The organism is Belliella calami, assembly GCF_022549695.1.
In the GTDB taxonomy this organism is placed as follows: domain Bacteria; phylum Bacteroidota; class Bacteroidia; order Cytophagales; family Cyclobacteriaceae; genus Belliella; species Belliella calami.
In genome coordinates, this window is sequence record NZ_JAKZGS010000021.1 from 20,979 (window position 1) to 39,327 (window position 18,349).

The 18,349-nt window shown below is 37.4% G+C and carries 21 protein-coding genes; 14 read left to right on the top strand and 7 right to left on the bottom strand.

What is annotated here, in order from left to right:
- Positions 1-7: 7 nt before the first annotated feature.
- A complete protein-coding gene (truA, locus tag MM236_RS17625; protein WP_241276313.1) occupies positions 8-793 on the bottom strand; it encodes a tRNA pseudouridine(38-40) synthase TruA in 786 nt (261 codons plus the stop codon).
- Between the two features lie 75 nt (positions 794-868).
- Between truA and MM236_RS17630 the strand changes: the two genes are divergently transcribed.
- The 4 genes from MM236_RS17630 to MM236_RS17645 all read left to right on the top strand — a co-directional run bounded on the left by MM236_RS17630 (position 869) and on the right by MM236_RS17645 (position 4,267).
- On the top strand, positions 869-1,348 hold the full coding sequence (locus tag MM236_RS17630) for a DUF4293 domain-containing protein (RefSeq protein ID WP_241276314.1): 480 nt from the start codon (positions 869-871) through the stop codon (positions 1,346-1,348).
- Positions 1,349-1,690: 342 nt separating this feature from the next.
- Entirely contained in the window at positions 1,691-2,482 is a 792-nt protein-coding gene (locus MM236_RS17635) for a LiaF transmembrane domain-containing protein (protein ID WP_241276315.1), read from the top strand.
- A gap of 14 nt (positions 2,483-2,496) precedes the next feature.
- Complete coding sequence (locus MM236_RS17640; RefSeq protein WP_241276316.1) at positions 2,497-3,555, top strand: sensor histidine kinase; 1,059 nt, start codon at positions 2,497-2,499, stop codon at positions 3,553-3,555.
- Positions 3,533-4,267: a LytR/AlgR family response regulator transcription factor gene (locus MM236_RS17645; RefSeq protein ID WP_241276317.1), complete on the top strand. Its 735-nt coding sequence runs from the start codon at positions 3,533-3,535 to the stop codon at positions 4,265-4,267. The genes MM236_RS17640 and MM236_RS17645 overlap by 23 nt, the downstream gene beginning before the upstream one ends.
- 33 nt (positions 4,268-4,300) lie before the next feature.
- Here the strand turns inward: MM236_RS17645 and MM236_RS17650 are convergent, their stop codons facing one another.
- Positions 4,301-4,522 (bottom strand): DUF2795 domain-containing protein, encoded by a 222-nt coding sequence (locus MM236_RS17650; RefSeq protein WP_008625540.1) that lies wholly within the window; start codon positions 4,520-4,522, stop codon positions 4,301-4,303.
- A 78-nt stretch (positions 4,523-4,600) separates the two neighbouring features.
- Positions 4,601-5,848 (bottom strand): DUF349 domain-containing protein, encoded by a 1,248-nt coding sequence (locus MM236_RS17655; RefSeq protein ID WP_241276318.1) that lies wholly within the window; start codon positions 5,846-5,848, stop codon positions 4,601-4,603.
- A 132-nt stretch (positions 5,849-5,980) separates the two neighbouring features.
- Here MM236_RS17655 and ettA point away from each other — a divergent pair, with 132 nt between their 5' ends.
- Positions 5,981-7,660 carry an energy-dependent translational throttle protein EttA gene (gene ettA / locus MM236_RS17660; protein ID WP_241276319.1) on the top strand — a complete coding sequence of 560 codons (1,680 nt, stop codon included), beginning with the start codon at positions 5,981-5,983 and terminating at the stop codon, positions 7,658-7,660.
- A gap of 144 nt (positions 7,661-7,804) precedes the next feature.
- Here ettA and MM236_RS17665 read toward each other — a convergent pair whose 3' ends face one another.
- The 3 genes from MM236_RS17665 to MM236_RS17675 form a co-directional block, all read right to left on the bottom strand.
- Entirely contained in the window at positions 7,805-9,037 is a 1,233-nt protein-coding gene (locus tag MM236_RS17665; RefSeq protein WP_241276320.1) for a Bcr/CflA family multidrug efflux MFS transporter, read from the bottom strand.
- Positions 9,038-9,183: 146 nt separating this feature from the next.
- Entirely contained in the window at positions 9,184-9,480 is a 297-nt protein-coding gene (locus tag MM236_RS17670; RefSeq protein WP_241276321.1) for a type II toxin-antitoxin system RelE/ParE family toxin, read from the bottom strand.
- Complete coding sequence (locus tag MM236_RS17675) at positions 9,480-9,713, bottom strand: addiction module protein (protein ID WP_241276322.1); 234 nt, start codon at positions 9,711-9,713, stop codon at positions 9,480-9,482. The genes MM236_RS17670 and MM236_RS17675 overlap by 1 nt, the downstream gene beginning before the upstream one ends.
- Positions 9,714-10,128: 415 nt before the next feature.
- On the opposite strand from MM236_RS17675, the gene MM236_RS17680 reads away from it, so the two are divergent.
- From MM236_RS17680 to MM236_RS17690, 3 genes are all read left to right on the top strand, one after another.
- Positions 10,129-11,433 carry a pyridoxal phosphate-dependent aminotransferase gene (locus MM236_RS17680; RefSeq protein ID WP_241276323.1) on the top strand — a complete coding sequence of 435 codons (1,305 nt, stop codon included), beginning with the start codon at positions 10,129-10,131 and terminating at the stop codon, positions 11,431-11,433.
- Positions 11,434-11,507: 74 nt separating this feature from the next.
- The gene (locus MM236_RS17685) at positions 11,508-11,735 is read left to right on the top strand and encodes a hypothetical protein (protein WP_241276324.1); all 228 of its coding nucleotides are present in this window, start codon (positions 11,508-11,510) and stop codon (positions 11,733-11,735) included.
- Positions 11,732-12,037, top strand: coding sequence for a type II toxin-antitoxin system RelE/ParE family toxin (locus MM236_RS17690; RefSeq protein ID WP_241276325.1), 306 nt, complete (start codon positions 11,732-11,734; stop codon positions 12,035-12,037). The genes MM236_RS17685 and MM236_RS17690 overlap by 4 nt, the downstream gene beginning before the upstream one ends.
- A gap of 113 nt (positions 12,038-12,150) precedes the next feature.
- Here the strand turns inward: MM236_RS17690 and MM236_RS17695 are convergent, their stop codons facing one another.
- The gene (locus MM236_RS17695) at positions 12,151-13,170 is read right to left on the bottom strand and encodes a zinc dependent phospholipase C family protein (protein WP_241276326.1); all 1,020 of its coding nucleotides are present in this window, start codon (positions 13,168-13,170) and stop codon (positions 12,151-12,153) included.
- Positions 13,171-13,380: 210 nt separating this feature from the next.
- Here MM236_RS17695 and rpsT point away from each other — a divergent pair, with 210 nt between their 5' ends.
- The 6 genes from rpsT (at position 13,381) to MM236_RS17725 (ending at position 18,305) form a co-directional block, all read left to right on the top strand.
- On the top strand, positions 13,381-13,635 hold the full coding sequence (rpsT, locus tag MM236_RS17700) for a 30S ribosomal protein S20 (RefSeq protein WP_241276327.1): 255 nt from the start codon (positions 13,381-13,383) through the stop codon (positions 13,633-13,635).
- Positions 13,636-13,877: 242 nt separating this feature from the next.
- Positions 13,878-14,573, top strand: a complete 696-nt coding sequence (radC, locus tag MM236_RS17705; protein ID WP_241276328.1) for a RadC family protein — start codon at positions 13,878-13,880, stop codon at positions 14,571-14,573.
- A gap of 4 nt (positions 14,574-14,577) precedes the next feature.
- Positions 14,578-15,204, top strand: coding sequence for a DUF1684 domain-containing protein (locus MM236_RS17710; RefSeq protein ID WP_241276329.1), 627 nt, complete (start codon positions 14,578-14,580; stop codon positions 15,202-15,204).
- A gap of 115 nt (positions 15,205-15,319) precedes the next feature.
- A complete protein-coding gene (gene pheT, locus MM236_RS17715) occupies positions 15,320-17,731 on the top strand; it encodes a phenylalanine--tRNA ligase subunit beta (RefSeq protein WP_241276330.1) in 2,412 nt (803 codons plus the stop codon).
- Positions 17,732-17,734: 3 nt separating this feature from the next.
- Positions 17,735-18,019 (top strand): hypothetical protein, encoded by a 285-nt coding sequence (locus MM236_RS17720; protein WP_241276331.1) that lies wholly within the window; start codon positions 17,735-17,737, stop codon positions 18,017-18,019.
- Position 18,020: 1 nt separating this feature from the next.
- Positions 18,021-18,305: a cell division protein ZapA gene (locus tag MM236_RS17725; protein WP_241276332.1), complete on the top strand. Its 285-nt coding sequence runs from the start codon at positions 18,021-18,023 to the stop codon at positions 18,303-18,305.
- The last annotated feature ends 44 nt before the right edge of the window (positions 18,306-18,349 follow it).

Below are 18,349 nucleotides of genomic sequence, written 5' to 3' on the forward strand. Positions count from 1 at the left end.
AAATTATTTAAATGAAAATACGCTCAGGATAAGTCACCTTGCATAAATACAAGCCTTTTGCCGGGGCAGAAGAGCCCGCTTGGTTTCTGTCTTTACTATTTAAAATGTTCTGAAAATCTACTTTTGAAAGCTTATTCTCTCCTACATCAGTCAATGTCCCAACAATTGCCCTCACCATTCCCCTCAAAAACCTGTTGGCAGTTATATGAAATAACAATTCCTGATCATTTTGTTCCCAAAAGGCTTCTTTTATTTTACAGCCAAAGTGACTCACATCTGTCTTTACTTTACTGAAACACTCAAAATCCTGATGGGGTACCAACATTGCAGCTGCTTCGTTCATTTTTTTGAAATCTAAAGGCCTAAAGTAATGCCAAGACAACTCATCTTCAAATGGAGTTTTTCGTTGTGTGATTTTATATACATAACTTCTCCATTGGGCATCAAATCTGCTATGTGCTTCTGGTGTTACATTTCTCAATGAAAATATAGCTATATCACGTGGAAGTAGCGAGTTTATTTTCTTGAGAAAATCAAATTCATCCAAATCACCTTCAAAATCAAAATGAGCAAACTGTTGGGAAGCATGAACACCTGTGTCTGTTCTACCTGACCCCACAATCGTGATAGGAGTTCTTAGCAAAATCGAAATTGCTTTGTCAATTGTCTCTTGAACAGAAACTGCATTATTCTGAAACTGCCATCCGTGGTAATTTGTGCCTTTATAGGCTATCTCAATAAAGTATCTTTTCGCATTTATAGTCACGCCCGCAAAGATACTAAACCCATTCAAAATTAAACACCAAAATAACTAATCCTTGCGATTCATTAAATTACATCTTTATCTTTGTGAAAATTTATATAAAAAATGATACAAAGAATCCAAACCGTATTTCTATTCCTAGTAGCTGTAGCCATGATCTTGGTAGTCCTTTTCCCTATTTGGCAACAAGTCAATCCTGATCAAACGATGATGCTCACCCTTACTGCTTGGAACCTGGAGAAAATCGACATCCAAACCCAACAAGTAATTGAATCAGAAGGGAAATTTTTTATCGGAATACTGGCAATCATTGCTGCTGGTCTAGCTCTTTTCAGCCTTAGCCAATACAAAAACAGGACTAGACAGATGTTTTTGAACATGATCAATTCCTTGGTAATGGTCGTTACCCTGGCATTGATAATATGGACTAGCCATCAAGCAAATGCAGATTTCAGACCGGAGGCCAATGGCGCTTTTGTGTTGGGTTTCTGGGCGATTTTTGGAGGAATGATCATGAATTTGCTTTCCAATAGATTTATCAGAAAAGATGAAATGCTCGTAAGGTCAGTTGACCGAATTAGGTAATACAAATAGGAGGTTCAGATATTTTAAAGTTTTTTTGAGTGTCGCAATAGAATATCAATACTACTTAAAGCCTACCAGCTTGATTAAAGAGTTTGTAAATTCTTGATGGGAAATCTAAATTTTTTAGATTTCCCATCTTCGTACTAAACGCTCAACCACCTTTTCAACCAATAAAGTATTTCCGATTCTTGTTTTTTCACATCATCTTTCAAGCATTTCTTTTTTCACCGACAAGATCCTATCGTTTACCGAATATTTGCTTTGATTGACCTATTTATGATTAGATAATTTTATGATTTGAGTGAGATTTGGGTATTGTTAATAATCAAACATATAGAAATCATGGCAAATCAAAAGTTCACCAATCAAAGTAATAACTACACCCTAGGAATTATATTAATCGTAGTAGGTTCGATAATTTTATTGAAAAAAATCGGTATTTTTCTTCCAGTTTGGATTTTCAGCTGGCCGATGGTATTCATTGCAGTTGGTTTGGTTCTCTTGATCAATCAGCAGTTCAAAAGTGGTGCAGGATTCTTCTTCTTGCTGTTCGGGTCATTTTTTATGTTGAAGAAGCATGTAGATCTTCCTAATGGATTTGAAGGGTATTTCTTGGCAGGTGGGTTGATTGCTGTAGGACTGTATTTTATTCTCAATCAAAAAAGCATCAAGTCTCCAAACTTCAATCAAGCATTTCAAACGCCTCCTTTTGGCTACAAGGCTGAGGATGCAGAAGTGGTAGGAGAAGAGAGTTCTGATTCTACGAAAAGCTATTCGGAAAGCACTTTTGATCAGCCAGAAGTAATTACTTCACAAGCATTTCTTTCTGGAGACCAAAAAAGGATTTTGTCGAAAAATTTCAGAGGTGGCAAAATATCAGCAATACTCGGAGGAGCTGAAATAGACCTATCCCAAGCTGACATGATAGAGCCGGCAATGCTCAATATCGAGGTTGCCATGGGAGGTGTGAAATTGATAGTACCTCCTCACTGGAATGTGCAAGTGAATGTGTCCAATGTGTTGGCAGGAGTGGAAGATAAAAGACTTTATCCACAAGTAACACCGGATCCCAAGAAAATTTTAAAAATATATGGCTCCGTCATCTTGGGAGGTTTGGAGATTAAATCTTTCTGATCCAAATTGTAAAGGTGATTAGCGCAATTTTAAAATTCAACAAAGCCAACTGGCTAAAGGCCATTCTTATTATCTTAACTTGGGTAATGGGAGTGGCTTATCTTGTTCATACTTTTGGACCTGGTTTGGGAACTGCTGCTTTGGATGTCGCATTGCATACGTTTCTTTTGATTTTGGCTTATTTTTTCTTGGAAAATATATTTCGATACTATACACCACAGGATAGGCAGTTCTTGATCTTTTTGTCATTCCCATTGGTTGTCTCGATCATGATTTTTTATTTAGGGAAATATTCAATTGAGCTAATTTTCTTACATCAACAATCATATCTGGAATTTGTAAAAGAGATTCAATTTGTTCGCTTGTTTGTGATCTTCTTGATGGTTTTGGGGTATGCTTTGTTGTTGCTTTTTCATTCAAAACTGGAAACTCAACTCAAAATAAGGGAAAGGGCAGAGCAGATTGATAGATTGGTGAAGGAGGCAGAATTGTTTCAATTGAGACAGCAGCTTCAGCCCCATTTTTTGTTCAATAGCCTAAACTCCATCAGTTCCCTTGTCAAAAGAAAGCCAGATGAAGCACGGGAAATGGTCTTGCAACTTTCGGAGTTTCTTAGGAAAACTATCAGAAAGGAAAATCAAAAATGGATTTCCGTTCTTGAAGAAATTGAATATCTACAGCTATTTATTGGTATTGAAAAAGTGAGGTTTGGTCATAGATTGGAGGTCGAATATCAGATAGCTGAGGAATGTAAATCACTTCGATTGCCTCAACTCCTCGTGCAACCCCTTATGGAAAATGCGGTGAAGCATGGACTTTATGGAGTCTTGGGTGATGTGCTGATCAAAGTGCGTTTTGAATGCCAAGATGAGTATCTATTTATAAGTATTTCGAATCCATTTGACTCTATGGCAGGTCAGGCTTCTGGAGAAAGTTTTGGTCAGCAGGCTATCAGGAGGAGGTTATTTCTTTTGTTTGGAAGAAATGACTTATTCAAAACCCAAAGTCACAAAGAAGAATTTAAAGTAGAATTAAAAATCCCACAAAATTATGATCAAAGTTATTATCATTGATGACGAACCATTGGCAACTGAAATAGTCATCGAGTATTTAGCTGTATTTGATCAAGTTCATATTTTGGCTGTTTGTCATGATGGTTTTGCAGGTTTGAAGGCTATCAAGGAATATGAACCAGACTTGATTTTTCTAGATGTGCAAATGCCTAAAATAACTGGATTTGAAATGCTGGAACTATTGGAGAATCCACCTGCTGTAATCTTTACTACGGCATATGATGAATATGCAATGAAAGCATTCGATACACATGCAATTGATTATCTGCTAAAACCTTTTTCGCAAAGTAGATTTGAAAAGGCAATGGAAAAATTCCTCAAAAACGGTGAAAGACAAATTGTGGAATTTGATCAAAATATTTCGAAATTGGAACTCAATGGGCCATCTGAACGGATTGTCTTGAAGGATAAACATGATATTAAGATAATTCCATTCTCAGAGATCCAATTCTTAGAAGCAAATGACGATTATGTAAATATCTACACGATGGAAGGTAAGTTTTTGAAAAACAAAACTATGAAGTTTTTTGAGAATGTTTTGGATACAAAAATGTTTGTAAGAGTACATAGGTCTTACATTGTGAAAATCACAGAAATCACCAAGATCGAAACTTACGAAAAAGACAGCTATATATTGAAATTAAAGTCTGGTGCTACAATTCCAATCAGCAAATCAGGATATCCCAAGCTCAAATCTGTGTTGGGAGTGTGAAGAAAAAGATAAAGAGCCACTAAGGCTCTTTATCTAATATTCGTCCTCGTTGAAGAAGAAATCATCTTTAGTAGGATAATCCGGCCAAATCTCTTCGATATTCTCGTAAGGCTCACCGTCATCTTCTAATTCTTGTAGATTTTCTACAACTTCTAGAGGAGCCCCTGATCTGATTGCATAGTCAATCAATTCGTCTTTGGTTGCAGGCCAAGGGGCATCTTCTAGATATGATGCAAGTTCTAATGTCCAGTACATAGTGTCAATGTTTTAATGTTTACCGCCTTAACGGAGTGCAAAAATAGAAATTGTTTTAAATTATCAATCTTAAACTCATTATTTGTTTGAAAGTTCCTTTAATATGAAATTTTTCACATCGATTTTTCTTCGGAATGCACTGATTTTTCTTCTAAGCATTATTTCAAAATCAGGTTCTGAGCTTTTGAAGTTAGCGGAATTCTCTTTTACGGTTTTCAACTCGCTTTCATCCCTGCTGATCAAGTCTCTGATAATTGCGATTTTGATCTTGGTCTGTTCTGCTTCTGGCTTGTCTCTAAAATCTGAATGTTTTGAAAGTGCCAACCTGTTGAGAAATGACTTTTCAAATACGATTTCTGAGTAAAAAATAAAGTTTCTTGAGATCAAATTAGCATCCCTTGGTCTAGTCTGACTAAGTGGTTTCCATTCGTTTTGAAGCTTTCTCCCCTGAGAGACTGTCATAGGGGATGTCTCTTGATGGGCTAATCGTTTCATATCATCGGCCAATGCTTCCATTTTTGCCAAAATCTCCCTTGGGTTTAATCTTGGGCCAGATTGCATTTCCCTTTTGAAGCGGCTGAAAATCCTGTTGTTTAGCTTCGAAAACTCGTCCCAAAGTGGCTGTCTTTTTTCTGCAGGCACTTTCCCTGAAGCTTTCCATTCTTTCTGGATTCTTTTGCTAATCTCAAAGGCTTTTTTGGCGTCTGGATTATTGTATGCTTCTTGCGCTTGAATTACGAGTGATTGATAGATTTTTATATTTTCTTCAGCTTGCAATGCAAGACTTTCAAAAAAATCCTTCCTGTTTTCAAAGAATGTGTCAATAGCAGAATTGAAAGAAATTTCGATTTCATCTTCAAACTCTTTTTCCACGGGACCTGTCTTGATCCATCGAAGTTTGATGTTTTTCAATTCCTCCGTTGTTTCTTTCCAGTCCGTGCTTTCTTTTATTGCTTCAGCTTCCAAGATCAGTCCTCTTTTGATTTCAAGATTTCGTTCTCGGTTTATCTTGATGATTTCTTCAAGATAAATTTCCAGTTTATTGAGATCTTCTATCAATGGTACAAAATCTCCCAATGCATCAAATTGCATAAGGGAATCCCTCAAATGAATAAGCTTCATGAGGAAAGAACCTTTGTTTTGATTCTCTTCAATGTCTTTTTTAAGATTCTCTACTTTCTCTTTGACAGTAGCAAATCGATCTTCAAAGTACTTAAGGGTTGACGCCTCGTCTTCTTTTACTTCACCGATAATGCGATCGGGTTGGTTCAGAAATCCCTTTAGAAATACCTTATTGTCCTTAATGTATCCGTATGGATGCTCCATTTTGATTTAATAGGTTGTATTGGTTTTGGTTACTTTCTGCAAATTAATTAATTCAATCGCATTTATCCTAAGAAAGCCCTTTTTTTGCATCTTTGTCTTTCAGTTAATTTATATTAATAAAAAAACAAACCAATGAGCGGAGAAAAGATCATATTTTCAATGGCGGGGGTGTCGAAAGTTTATCCTCCACAGAAAAAAGTTCTGAAAGATATCTATTTGTCATTTTTTTACGGGGCAAAAATTGGCGTTTTGGGTCTCAATGGATCAGGGAAAAGTTCACTTTTGAAGATTATTGCTGGAATCGACAAGGAGTTTTTGGGTGAAGTAGTTTGGTCGCCAGGCTACTCTGTAGGAATGTTGGAGCAAGAGCCACAGCTTGATCCAGCCAAAACTGTAAAGGATATTGTAGAAGAAGCTGTTTCTGATACAGTCGGTTTACTGAAGGAATTTGAGGCAATCAATGAGCAATTTATGGATCCGGCCCTGATGGAGGATCCTGATGCTATGGATAAGCTGATCGAAAAGCAAGGAGATGTGCAGCAAAAGCTTGACGCTGCCAATGCTTGGGAGTTGGAGACGATGTTGGAAAAAGCTATGGATGCCTTGAGGCTGCCTCCAAGTGATGCGATAGTGGGGAATTTATCTGGTGGGGAAAAAAGAAGGGTGGCACTTTGTAGACTTTTGCTCCAAGAGCCGGATGTGCTTTTGCTTGATGAACCTACCAACCACCTTGATGCGGAGTCTGTTCTTTGGCTTGAGCAGCATTTGAAGCAATACAAAGGAACTGTAATCGCAGTAACCCATGATAGATATTTCCTTGACAATGTAGCAGGATGGATCTTGGAACTGGATAGGGGAGAGGGGATTCCTTGGAAAGGGAACTATTCTTCTTGGCTTGACCAAAAGCAAAACAGATTGAAGCAAGAAGAGAAAACCGAATCCAAAAGACAGAAAACTCTTGAAAGAGAGTTGGAATGGATACGAATGACCCCGAAAGCACGTCAAGCTAAAGGGAAAGCGAGATTGAGTGCTTATGATAAATTGGTAAGTGAAGAAGGCAAGGAAAGAGAAGCCAAGTTGGAGCTTTATATTCCGCCTGGGCCAAGATTGGGAGCAAAAGTCATTGAAGTGAATAGCGTGTCAAAAGCATTTGGAGACAAATTGCTTTTTGAAGATTTGTCATTCAATTTACCCCAAGGTGGAATTGTAGGGATCATCGGGCCAAATGGTGCTGGTAAATCTACTTTGTTCAAACTTATCACTGGAAGAGAAAAAGCTGATGCGGGGAATTTCGAAGTGGGGGATACAGTGAAGCTCGCTTATGTAGATCAAGAGCATGATAGTTTGGATCCAAATAAGTCTGTCTATGAATCTATTTCTGGTGGAAATGAAATCATGAAGCTAGGCAACAAAGAGATGAATTCCCGTGCTTACGTAGGGAAATTCAATTTCACAGGTTCTGATCAGGAGAAAAAAGTTGGTGTGCTCTCTGGAGGGGAAAGAAACCGAGTGCATCTGGCGATGACTTTGAAAGAGGGTGGTAACTTACTTTTACTCGATGAGCCTACCAATGATTTGGATGTAAATACGCTGAGAGCTTTAGAAGAAGCATTGGAGAATTTTGGAGGTTGTGCAGTGATCATTTCCCACGATAGATGGTTCTTGGATAGGATTTGTACGCATATATTGGCGTTTGAGGGAGATTCTCAGGTGTATTGGTTTGAAGGCAACTTCTCAGATTATGAAGAGAATAAGAAAAAACGTCTTGGCGATCTGACTCCTAAAAGGATTAAGTATAAGCCTTTGAGGTAAAGATATTTGATAGAAAAAGCAAAAACCACCAAATAAGATCTGATTCTGTTTTGGTGGTTTTTTTCATTCTGATATTTGAGGGAATGTACAATTTCTCCGTCTCTTAATGAATGTTACATTGTTTTTGATTTATTACAATCTTAATTATACCGACATAGCCATTTCCTTGTTATCGTAAGGTTCCGATTGTTTTTTATTCGGTATTTTTTTGTCAAGAAAAATGATGATCAATCCCCCCAATGCACAAAGTGCCATCATGATGACCATTGGCATTGCAGTGCCATTGTGAATGAAGCTGACTGTGGCAGAGACAATCCCGCCCATTGCCATCCTCATGCTTCCTAAGAGAGCAGAAGCGCTTCCTGCACTTTTAGCAAATGGTGCTAGTGATAGCGCTGCTGCATTAGGCTGGTTGAGACCATGTGCTGTGAGAAATACAAACATTGTGATGACCAAACCTTGTACATTGAATATGTTAAGCCAGAGACCGAGGATTAGGAATGCGCCAGTTATCGTCTGGTAAATCAATGAGAATTGGATAACCTCTCTACTTGAGAATTTTTTCAATAAATAATGATTCAGCTGTGTTGAGCCAATCATCGCAAATGCCAGAAATCCAAAAATCAAACCGTACTCTTGTTCGGAAACTTGATAAATGTTCATGAAAACATTCGCAGATCCAGCGATATATGCAAAAGGTGCAGCACCAGCAATTCCTCCTGCAAGCATATAGGTGAGAAATTGCCTTTGTTTTAGCACAGATTTATAATTGACAAAAACCTTTACCGGGTTTAGGGATAGATTTTTCTCTGGAGCGGCACCTTCGGGCAGGTAAAAAACTGCCGCTAGTAAGATGATAGCTGTGATTGCTGCCAACACCAAGAATACAGAATGCCAATGAAAATGAGCAGTCATATATCCACCAACAGTAGGTGCTATCATTGGCGATACAGCGATCACTAAGGTAAGTAATGCCAATACCTGAGCAGTCTTGTTGATTGGGAAAATATCCCTTACCAGTGCTTGTGCAGCTACCATGCCCACACATCCCCCGATCGCTTGGAGAAATCTCATGAAAATCAGGTTTTCTACAGAAGCTGCATATGCACAAAGAATAGATGCGATGATATAGATCAGCATTCCCAGAACCAATGGTTTTTTTCTTCCATACTTATCCAATAAGGGTCCGTAAAACAACTGTCCAACGGCAATACCCACCAAGTAACTTGTAAGGGAAAGTTGGATCTTCGAAATACTTACACCAAGGTCTTTGGCCATTGCAGGGAATCCTGGCAAGTACATGTCTATTGAAAATGGGCTGATGGTACTCAAAGCCCCCAAAATCAATATAATTACAAAATGTTCTCTTTTCTTCATTGTTTATCCTTTGCTGAATCTGAAAAATCAAAACTCTTTCAGAGAGGATATTTTGGGCATAAAAAAACAACAGGCATTTTTAAATTTGAGTTCTTTTGGGATGGGGATTTTTTAAAATATAAAAAACAAACTTAAGAATGGTGTTTCTATCTGTTTTTCCATAATTCCGGATTACGACTAGTGTGAAAAACCGCAGAAATAACAATATTTTTGTTCGCTTCATCGATAGAATAATGAATGATAAAAGGGAAAAAGTTTAAAACCGCTGTTCTTACTTTGTGGTAACGAACGTTTGTAGCATAAGGATTTTTCTTGATTAACTTTACTTTTTCTCTAACTTCATCTGTAAACCTTTTCCCAAGTCCATTGCTTCGACTATTGTACCAAAGAGCCGCTTCTTGGATATCTTTTTTAGCAAGTGGTAGGATGGTAGCTTTATACACTAAAGTTCTTTTTCGATATCATCAATGGCATCTTCAAAATCCAAAGCGGAGCTTGGGTTGCTACGAAAAGCTTCAAGACGTTGTGTCACAATTTCCTTTTGCCATTGTGGGACTTCTGTTTCTTCCTGATCAATTCCTTGGTATTTTTTTTTCAGGTCTATCCACTCATCAATAGGGATAAAAACTCCTGTTGTTTTCCCATTGCTATCAGAAATGTACTGTAAGTTTATCATATTGAATTTGTAATGAAAAGCGTTTGTAGATTTGCCAATTAATTACGTAAATATACAAAATAAAGGTTTTCTATAGCCAATTTTTAAGCGGTCAATTGTCATTTGCTGATATTCGAATTATCTTATATGTGTATCCGCTTTCCTGCACGTAGCCAAACAATAGGATGGCGGATGAACGATTTGTGGTTCTGTTGACAGTAAACTGTTGTCTGCCGACGAGTATCCGCAACTTACAAAGTTACTTTTTAACCAAGGTGCAACATTGCGGATACTCATATTATCTAATTGTGTTTTACAATTTAAACCATTATCTATTTTCTTTTTTTTGACTAGTCTCCTCCATCTTTTTTGAAATATCAATTAGTCTTAGAGCATATTTTTGTTTCTTTGCTGTCGATTTTCAAAAACCAGTATTATGAGAACTTTGTTGCTTAGGCCTGGAGCCGAAGAGTTGAATTATGAAATCAGGGGGATTGTCAAAAAAGCCAGACTAATAGAGTCGCTTGGTCAGACTATTACATGGGAAAATATCGGTGATCCAATCCAAAAAAACAACATTGTCCCAGCTTGGATGAAGGAGATTGTCTCTGATTTGGTTAGTCAAGATAGATCTTATGGCTATGCTGATTCCAAGGGAGTACTGGAAACGCGAAAATACTTGGCAGATTTGAACAATGAGAAAGGAGGGAGTCAGATTTCGGCTGATGATATCCTGTTTTTCAATGGTTTGGGGGATGCTATTGCCAAGTTGTATCAATTTTTGATTCCTACAGCAAGGATAATTGGCCCATCACCTGCTTATAGTACACATAGCTCTGCGGAAGCAGCACATGCAAATACAGCTCCGATTACCTACAAGCTTGATCCAGATAACCAATGGTTGCCTGATATGGATGATCTTTACAATAAAGTAAAGTACAACCCAACTATCGTCGGCATCTTGATTATCAATCCGGATAACCCCACAGGCATGGTTTATCCAAAAGAGGTTCTGGAGGGATTTGTGAAGATCGCAAGGGAATTCAAGTTGTTGCTGATTGCAGATGAAATCTACCAAAATATCACTTATAATGGAGTCAATGCTGTAGCGCTTTCGGAAGTGATTGGGGATTTGCCTGCCATTTCCTTAAAAGGGATTTCCAAGGAATTCCCGTGGCCGGGATCTCGATGTGGTTGGATGGAGTTTTATAATCGTGACGCTTCAAAGGAGTTCAGTAAGTTTGTACTGACTTTGGAGAATGCGAAGATGATAGAGGTGTGCTCTACGATTCTACCTCAATTGTCCATTCCTAAAATAATGAGTCATCCTGAATACAAAAGCTATAGGCATGAAGCTAATTTGAAGATAGGCAAGAGAAGTCAGATTATGGAGGAAATTCTCTCTGGAATCGACGGAATCAAGTTCAACCCGACCAAAGGTGCATTCTACAATACGATCGTATTTGATGAAAGCTATTTGAATGCTTCGCAAAAGCTGGAGGTGGAAAACACAGAAATAAAAACCTTATTGGAAACATGGCTTGGGGAAGAAAATATGCCTTTGGATAAGCGATTTGTCTATTTTCTTTTAGCATCAACGGGGATTTGTGTTGTGCCGATCAGTTCATTTTGTTCGGATTTGAGAGGGTTTAGAGTGACTTTGCTTGAAGAGAACGAAGATGCTTTTAGAGACACATTCAATAAATTAGGTGAGGCTATAAAGTCTTATTTGGGGTCTTAAAAGTTGGAAAAATAATGATGTCATTGAGCCTGAAAATGGATGCTTTAACGAAAAATCATTAACTTTAAACTGTTATGGGAGCAATAAATATAAAAGAAGAAATAAGATCTCTGATCGAGAAAGAAAATGACCATCATGTTTTAGAGCTAATAAAAAATTTGTTGACCAAGTCAAGTTTAGAACCTATTCTGAAAGAAAAGTTAACTTCAAGAGCATTAAATGCTGAAAAAAATATTAGAGAAGGTGAGATTTATACAAGGGAAGAATTAGAGAAAAAGCTTGAGAACAGCTTAGGTATATGAAAATTATTTATACTGAACAGTCTTTTCAAAGTTTAAAAGAAATCATTCAGTTTTTGATGAAATCCCAAAAGATTCCGTTGGGAAAAGCTCAAGAAATAGGGGTGGAGTTGTTAGATAAGGCTGATAGTTTGATTGATAATCCGGAAAAAGGCCAGTTTGAAGAATATTTGGAACATTTGGGAAAAGGACATAGAAGATTAGTGGAGGGGAATTTCAAAATAATTTACCGTATTGAGTCTGAAAAAGTGTACATAACAGATTTTTTTGATACTAGACAAGCACCTGAAAAAATGAAGGGATAAATTGTTTTTCGTTTAAAGTCCCATGGTATATTTTATTGGAGAGTAGATTAAACAATTGGATGTTAAGGATGTGATCAATACCATGCTTTCATCCTTTTATTTTCTGTTTTTCCCTAATTCCCCGTTCTCCACATCGCACGGTAAAATGATTTCCGAAGATCTTCTGGAGATTCATTATATGAAATACCTTCATGCTCTCTTACTTCGATTGTTGAGGAAGGAGGAGCGAATTTTTCCTCCAAATCCTCTACAGGATTTTTAAGAAGTGCGTTTAGGTCAGGCTGTCCAGCGTCAATCCATGCACTATACCAGAAGTCAGCGATCATCTTTATTGATTTCTTCATCTGTCTTTCTACTTGACCAGAAAGCATGTCGTTGTATGCTTTTGTGAATTCCTTGGAATACACTTTGGTGTTGATACCGCCTCTTTCTTCGAAACTGTATTTTTTGTCCTCCGGAAATCTTTGTGTCAGGATTTTTTCAAAATTCAAAACAGAATCCAAGGCTAAATGTGCTCCAATAATTGCATCCCAAGCTTCAAGTTGCGTATTGGGAATGTATTCAGCTTGTCCAACAAAAAAATCAAAGTCATCAGAAAGCAACTCAGGTACCCTACTTTCCCAAAAACCATGAATTCCATATTGATTTGTTAGTTGCCCATTGTAATTCCTCGTAGTATGCAATGGGACATTGATGTCACCAATGTAATGGCCCAAATCAGCTGCGAGTCTGAGGATTGCTTTTTGATCTTTTCTTTTGAAAGCTTCCGTCAATTGGTTTTTGGTATTGTAAGCGTTCCATGGTCCGATTCCATGTTTTCGCAATTCCTCTTCTCCAAATTTCTCTACGGCTTGATTCCAGTATCTTGGCAAAGTGTAAACAGCACTGTCTCCATAAACGTCTGCATCCAAGAAATGCTTCTCTGCTTCACCTTTGACTGCATAGCGTCTTCTGTCAGGATTTACAGCATTTTCAGTGATGAATTGAATGTTTGATTTGAAGAAGCCAACCATTTCTGGAGGCAACGAAAAGACAGCGAGCCTATTGATACGCTTGTGGGCAAAAAATCCCCAGGCAATGATGTCAGTGCTCAAGAAGAAAAGTATAAAGATGAAAGCTAAAAATTTGCGCATATTCAAAAATAATAAAAAATTCAGAATTCAGATAACAAAAATTAATGCTACATTTGTAGCTCTAAGGCGGTATTAGAAATAAAATTCACCTGATTTCTCAACTTTACTAGGTTTAGTGAAGAAATCCTTTTGCGTTTAAAAATTAATCCATTAACTTTGCACTCCGTTTAGGACTAAGGGGATTGTTAAAGAAATTAAGTAAACTAAGATATGGCAAATCACAAATCGGCAATTAAAAGAATTCGTGCAAACGAAGCCAAACGTTTGAGAAACAGATATCAGGCCAAGACAACAAGGACTTTTATCAAAAGATTGAAATTGACTACTGATAAAGTAGAAGCTCAGGAGCTTTTGAAGAAAGTTACATCTATGATTGATAAATTGGCTAAGAAAAATATCATTCATAAGAACAACGCTTCGAACAAAAAATCAAAATTGACTAGATTAGTCAATTCTTTAGCTTAAGAATAAGCTGAAAAAATATATCAAAGCCTTAATCGAAAGATTAAGGCTTTTTTTGTTTCATTTAAAATGCTATTTTTATTCCTGACTAAATCCTTTTCCTTCCAGTAGGAAGTTGAGATTTTTTGCTTTTTGACTAAAAATTTCTTGTAAGCAACCAAAATCTTTTCTATCACCTTTGGATGAATCTCGAACTGTCAGATTTTATTTATTACAAGTTATCGATTTTTAAAATTTTTACTTTTATGGAAGATTACCAATCAATCAAGATCTCTGCATTGGCAGAGGAGGATAGACCACGTGAAAAATTGCTTTTAAAAGGCAGGTCAGCTTTGTCAGACGCCGAGCTGATAGCAATCTTGATAGGTTCTGGTACCAAATCTTTAAGTGCCGTAGATCTTTCCAGATATATCTTGGCGTCTGTGAATTATGACTTGAGTGCCTTGGCAAAAATGTCAGTCAAAGACTTGCAACGCTTCAAAGGGATCGGAGAGGCAAAGGCAATTTCCATTGTCAGTGCTTTGGAGCTTGGTAGAAGAAGAAAAAATAGAGATCCCCAAAAACGACTTCGAATCACTTCCTCTGCTGATGCCTATGATTTGATGAAACCGGATCTTATGGATGAGACAGTTGAGTCTTTCTACATTATTTTATTGGATCGAAACAATAACCTTCTCAAAAAACAACTTGTTAGTCGTGGAGGATCCAATTCCACTGTTGTTGACCCAAAAGTGATATTCAAATATGCATTGGAAGTAATGGCCAATTCGATTATTTTGGTGCATAATCATCCTTCTGGCAATCTCAAACCTTCTGAGCAAGACAAAAGATTGACAGAAAAATTAGTGAAAGCGGGAGAAAATCTTGATGTAACCGTAATCGATCATGTTATATTCGCAGATTGTGGCTATTTTAGCTTCGCAGATGAAGGAATAATTTGAAAACATGAGTATTAAGAATATTTTATTGACAATTGTAGCGTTAGTTGTCATGGTAGCAGTAGCATACACTTTGACGAGTTCGGATGATCCAGAAGCTTATTTAGAAAGGGTGGAGAGTGAAAGAGATAAACAGTTTAAGTTTTTGAAATACAATGAAGATTCCCCACTAAGTAAAGAACAGAAAACTGAGTTGGGAAATTTGAGCTTTTATGAAATTGATCCTGCCTACAAGGTTCGAGCAAAGATGGTTGCGGTAGAGGACCGCAAAGTTATGGAATTGCCGATGACCGATGGTACTGTAGAAAAATATATAAAACACTCTTACCTAGAGTTTGACCTAAAAGGATCACCGCAAAAATTATTACTTCTCCAGTCACTAAAAGAAGTTGATAAGCGAAATTTCTTTTTGGCGTTCGCTGATGCCACTAGCAGTGTAGATACCTACGGTGGAGGAAGATATCTTAACTTACGTCAAGATGGCAAAAACAGTATTTCCATAGATTTTAATCTAGCTTATAATCCTTACTGTGCCTATAATCCTGATTTTGCGTGCCCACTTCCTCCGAAAGAGAACTTGATGGAAATAGCTATTGAGGCAGGAGAAAAAGATTATTCTGTAAAGAAAGATTGATTTTTCAGAGCATTTTTGACTTTTCTTAAGAAAAATAAAAAAATAGCCTCTTTTACCTTCTTGCCTATTCCATTTCTCTTAAATTTGTGCCTTATTCTGAAACAACAGTGAATTCATGAAAATTTCCATAAATAGATTAAAAGATTTTATTGTACTAGACCAATCCTCGGAGGAGATTGCATCCTTATTGACTGGATCAGGCTTGGAGGTCGAAGGTGTTGAGCTTTTCGAATCTATCAAAGGAGGTCTGGAAGGTGTGGTCATTGGAGAAGTGTTGACATGTGAAAGGCATCCTAATGCAGATAAATTAAGTATTACGACTGTTGATATAGGCTCAGAAATAGTTCCTATAGTATGTGGCGCGCCAAATGTCGCTGCAGGACAAAAAGTAGTTGTAGCCACAGAAGGATGTACGCTTTACCCTGGCACTGGTGAACCTTTTCAAATCAAAAAAGCAAAAATCAGAGGGGAAGTTTCCCAAGGAATGATCTGTGCTGAGGATGAGATCGGTTTGGGCGAAAGTCATGCTGGGATCATGGTTTTAGAAACGGATTTACCAAACGGAACTTCAGCTTCTGAATATTTCAAAGTAGAAAAAGGAGATGTTTTGGAGATTGGGTTGACTCCCAATAGAGCTGATGCGGCCTCTCATTTAGGTGTAGCAAGAGACCTCAAAGCATTATTGAATAGAGAAGTTTGCTTGCCATCAGTAGAAGATTTCAAAGTAGATAATACAAGCTTAACTATCCCTGTTTCTATAGAAAATTCGAATGATTGCCCAAGATATGCAGGACTTACTATTTCCAATTTGAAGGTAGGTCCTTCACCCGCTTGGTTGCAAAATTATTTGAAAGCTTTGGATTTGGAGCCGATCAACAACATTGTAGATATCACTAATTTTATCCTACACGACCTAGGGCAGCCTCTTCATGCATTTGATGCAGACTATATTTGCGGAGGTAAGATCAATGTAAAGAAGCTAGATAAAGGAACTCCTTTTGTGACTTTGGATGACAAAGAAAGAAAATTGTCTGGAGAAGAGCTGATGATCTGTGATGCTGAAAAAGGTTTGTGCATAGCAGGTGTCTTCGGAGGAAAAGGATCTGGCGTGTCAGATCAAACCACCAAAATTTTCCTGGAGAGCGCCTATTTCTCACCTGATATTATTAGAAAAGGGAGCCAATTTCATGGTTTGAAAACTGATGCTTCTTTTAGGTTTGAAAGGGGCACAGATCCAAATATGCCTATCTATGCACTCAAAAGGGCAGCACTCTTGATCAAAGAATTGGCAGGAGGAGAAATTTCTTCTGATATTATTGACTTCTATCCTAATCCAATAGCTGATTTTGAGATTGCTGTTCTCTACAAGCACATTGATAGGCTGATTGGCAAGCATATCCCAAAAGAAACCGTGAAGTCGATTTTGAATGGCTTGGATATCCAAGTGGTCAATGAAAGCGAAGAGGGATTTACAGCAATAGTGAAGCCTTATCGAGTGGATGTGACTAGGGAAGCGGATGTGATTGAAGAGGTGTTGAGGATTTATGGATTTGAGAATGTCGCATTGTCAGAGAATCTGAATGCAGATTTTCTTGCCGAGCATCCAAGCAAAGATTTGAACAAGCTACAGTATAGACTTAGTGAAGTTCTCTCTGGTCTTGGATACTTTGAGATCATTACAAATTCCCTCACAAAACCAATTTACGTAGAGAAATCTGCTCACCTTCAATCAGAAAACAATGTCGTGATTCTGAATAAACTGAGCGAGGACTTGGGCGTGATGAGGCAGAGTCTTCTTTTCACTGGCTTGGAAGTTTTGTCTCACAATATCAACAGAAGACAAAAGGACTTAAAGTTATTTGAGTTTGGATCAGTTTATTTCAAAGAAGGGGAAAGTTACCGTGAAGAAAAGAGACTTTCGATTTTCTTGACAGGGGAAAAGACAGCAGAAAGCTGGCTTGAACCATCGAAGGAAGTTCAGTTTCCAGATTTGTATGCAGTTGTAGAGTTGATTTTGGAAAAGCTGAACATAGATAATACTTCGGTTGAGATTGTTCATGAATCACCTTTCGATTATGCTTTGCAAATAAATTTGGGGGCAAAAGTGTTGGGTACTGTTGGCTTGCTTGATGGAAGTATCACCAGACTTGCTGAAGTAAAGCAATCAGTCCTATTTGCTGAGCTAAACTGGGACTTATTGGCTAAAAAGTCTAAAGGATTAAAAAAGTATGGGGAAATATCAAAATTCCCAGAAGTACGAAGGGATTTGTCGCTTGTGATTGATAAAAAGATTACATTTGATGAAATCAAAAAAGTTGCATTAAAGGCTGGAGGGAAGTTATTGCAAAAAATTGGTGTGTTTGACGTTTACCAAGGAGATAAAATTGATGCTAGTAAAAAGGCTTATGCATTGAGCTTTTATCTTCAAGATACAGAGAATACACTGACAGATAAAATTATTGATAAAACAATGAGCCGTTTGATACAAGGCTTTGAGAATGAAGTCGGAGCATTTATCCGAAAATAAAAAATGATTCACGAAGAACTCCAACTATTAGAAAAGCTCACCTCTCAAGTTGGAAAAAAACTTGAGCAGGTAGAAGAGCAAAATCTGATGCTAAAGCATGAGGTCGATTTCTTGAGGTCAAGCCTCAAAGAAAGAGATGCAGCGTTGGAGGATTTTAAAAATCAAATTAAAATTACTAAACTTGTAAACAGCATACCAGTGGAGAACATTGAGTCTGCCGAGTTGAGAGAAAGGATTAATAATTATATAAAGGAAATCGATAATATAATTGCCTATTTGTCTGAATGATATGGAAACACTTTCTGTGAAAATCAAAATTGGAGATCGAGAGTATCCAATGAAAGTAAAAGTAGAGGATGAGGCGAAAATCAGACACGCAGGAAAATTGATTAATGATAAAATAAAAAGATATAGAGAAGAATTTGGATTGGATGACAAACAAGATCTATTGGCGATGGTAGCCTTTGATTGTATGGTGGAATCCATGGAGCAGGACAAGATCAATTCTGATGACAGTGAATTGATCAAAGAAACTTTAACCAAAATAAATAAAGATCTAACTAATCTTCTGTAATTATTGCTTATCACTCACTCCGCGTACTTTTTGCTTTCCTATAA

Coding starts and splice junctions, on each gene's coding strand:
- ettA (WP_241276319.1), top strand. CDS start 5,981: ATGAGCGGAGAAAAGATCATATTTTCAATGGCGGGGGTGTCGAAAGTT.
- MM236_RS17690 (WP_241276325.1), top strand. CDS start 11,732: ATGAAAATTATTTATACTGAACAGTCTTTTCAAAGTTTAAAAGAAATC.
- pheT (WP_241276330.1), top strand. CDS start 15,320: ATGAAAATTTCCATAAATAGATTAAAAGATTTTATTGTACTAGACCAA.
- MM236_RS17725 (WP_241276332.1), top strand. CDS start 18,021: ATGGAAACACTTTCTGTGAAAATCAAAATTGGAGATCGAGAGTATCCA.
- rpsT (WP_241276327.1), top strand. CDS start 13,381: ATGGCAAATCACAAATCGGCAATTAAAAGAATTCGTGCAAACGAAGCC.
- MM236_RS17630 (WP_241276314.1), top strand. CDS start 869: ATGATACAAAGAATCCAAACCGTATTTCTATTCCTAGTAGCTGTAGCC.
- MM236_RS17655 (WP_241276318.1), bottom strand. CDS start 5,848: ATGGAGCATCCATACGGATACATTAAGGACAATAAGGTATTTCTAAAG.
- MM236_RS17650 (WP_008625540.1), bottom strand. CDS start 4,522: ATGTACTGGACATTAGAACTTGCATCATATCTAGAAGATGCCCCTTGG.
- MM236_RS17665 (WP_241276320.1), bottom strand. CDS start 9,037: ATGAAGAAAAGAGAACATTTTGTAATTATATTGATTTTGGGGGCTTTG.
- MM236_RS17645 (WP_241276317.1), top strand. CDS start 3,533: ATGATCAAAGTTATTATCATTGATGACGAACCATTGGCAACTGAAATA.
- MM236_RS17675 (WP_241276322.1), bottom strand. CDS start 9,713: ATGATAAACTTACAGTACATTTCTGATAGCAATGGGAAAACAACAGGA.
- MM236_RS17680 (WP_241276323.1), top strand. CDS start 10,129: ATGAGAACTTTGTTGCTTAGGCCTGGAGCCGAAGAGTTGAATTATGAA.
- MM236_RS17635 (WP_241276315.1), top strand. CDS start 1,691: ATGGCAAATCAAAAGTTCACCAATCAAAGTAATAACTACACCCTAGGA.
- MM236_RS17695 (WP_241276326.1), bottom strand. CDS start 13,170: ATGCGCAAATTTTTAGCTTTCATCTTTATACTTTTCTTCTTGAGCACT.
- MM236_RS17720 (WP_241276331.1), top strand. CDS start 17,735: ATGATTCACGAAGAACTCCAACTATTAGAAAAGCTCACCTCTCAAGTT.
- MM236_RS17710 (WP_241276329.1), top strand. CDS start 14,578: ATGAGTATTAAGAATATTTTATTGACAATTGTAGCGTTAGTTGTCATG.
- radC (WP_241276328.1), top strand. CDS start 13,878: ATGGAAGATTACCAATCAATCAAGATCTCTGCATTGGCAGAGGAGGAT.
- MM236_RS17685 (WP_241276324.1), top strand. CDS start 11,508: ATGGGAGCAATAAATATAAAAGAAGAAATAAGATCTCTGATCGAGAAA.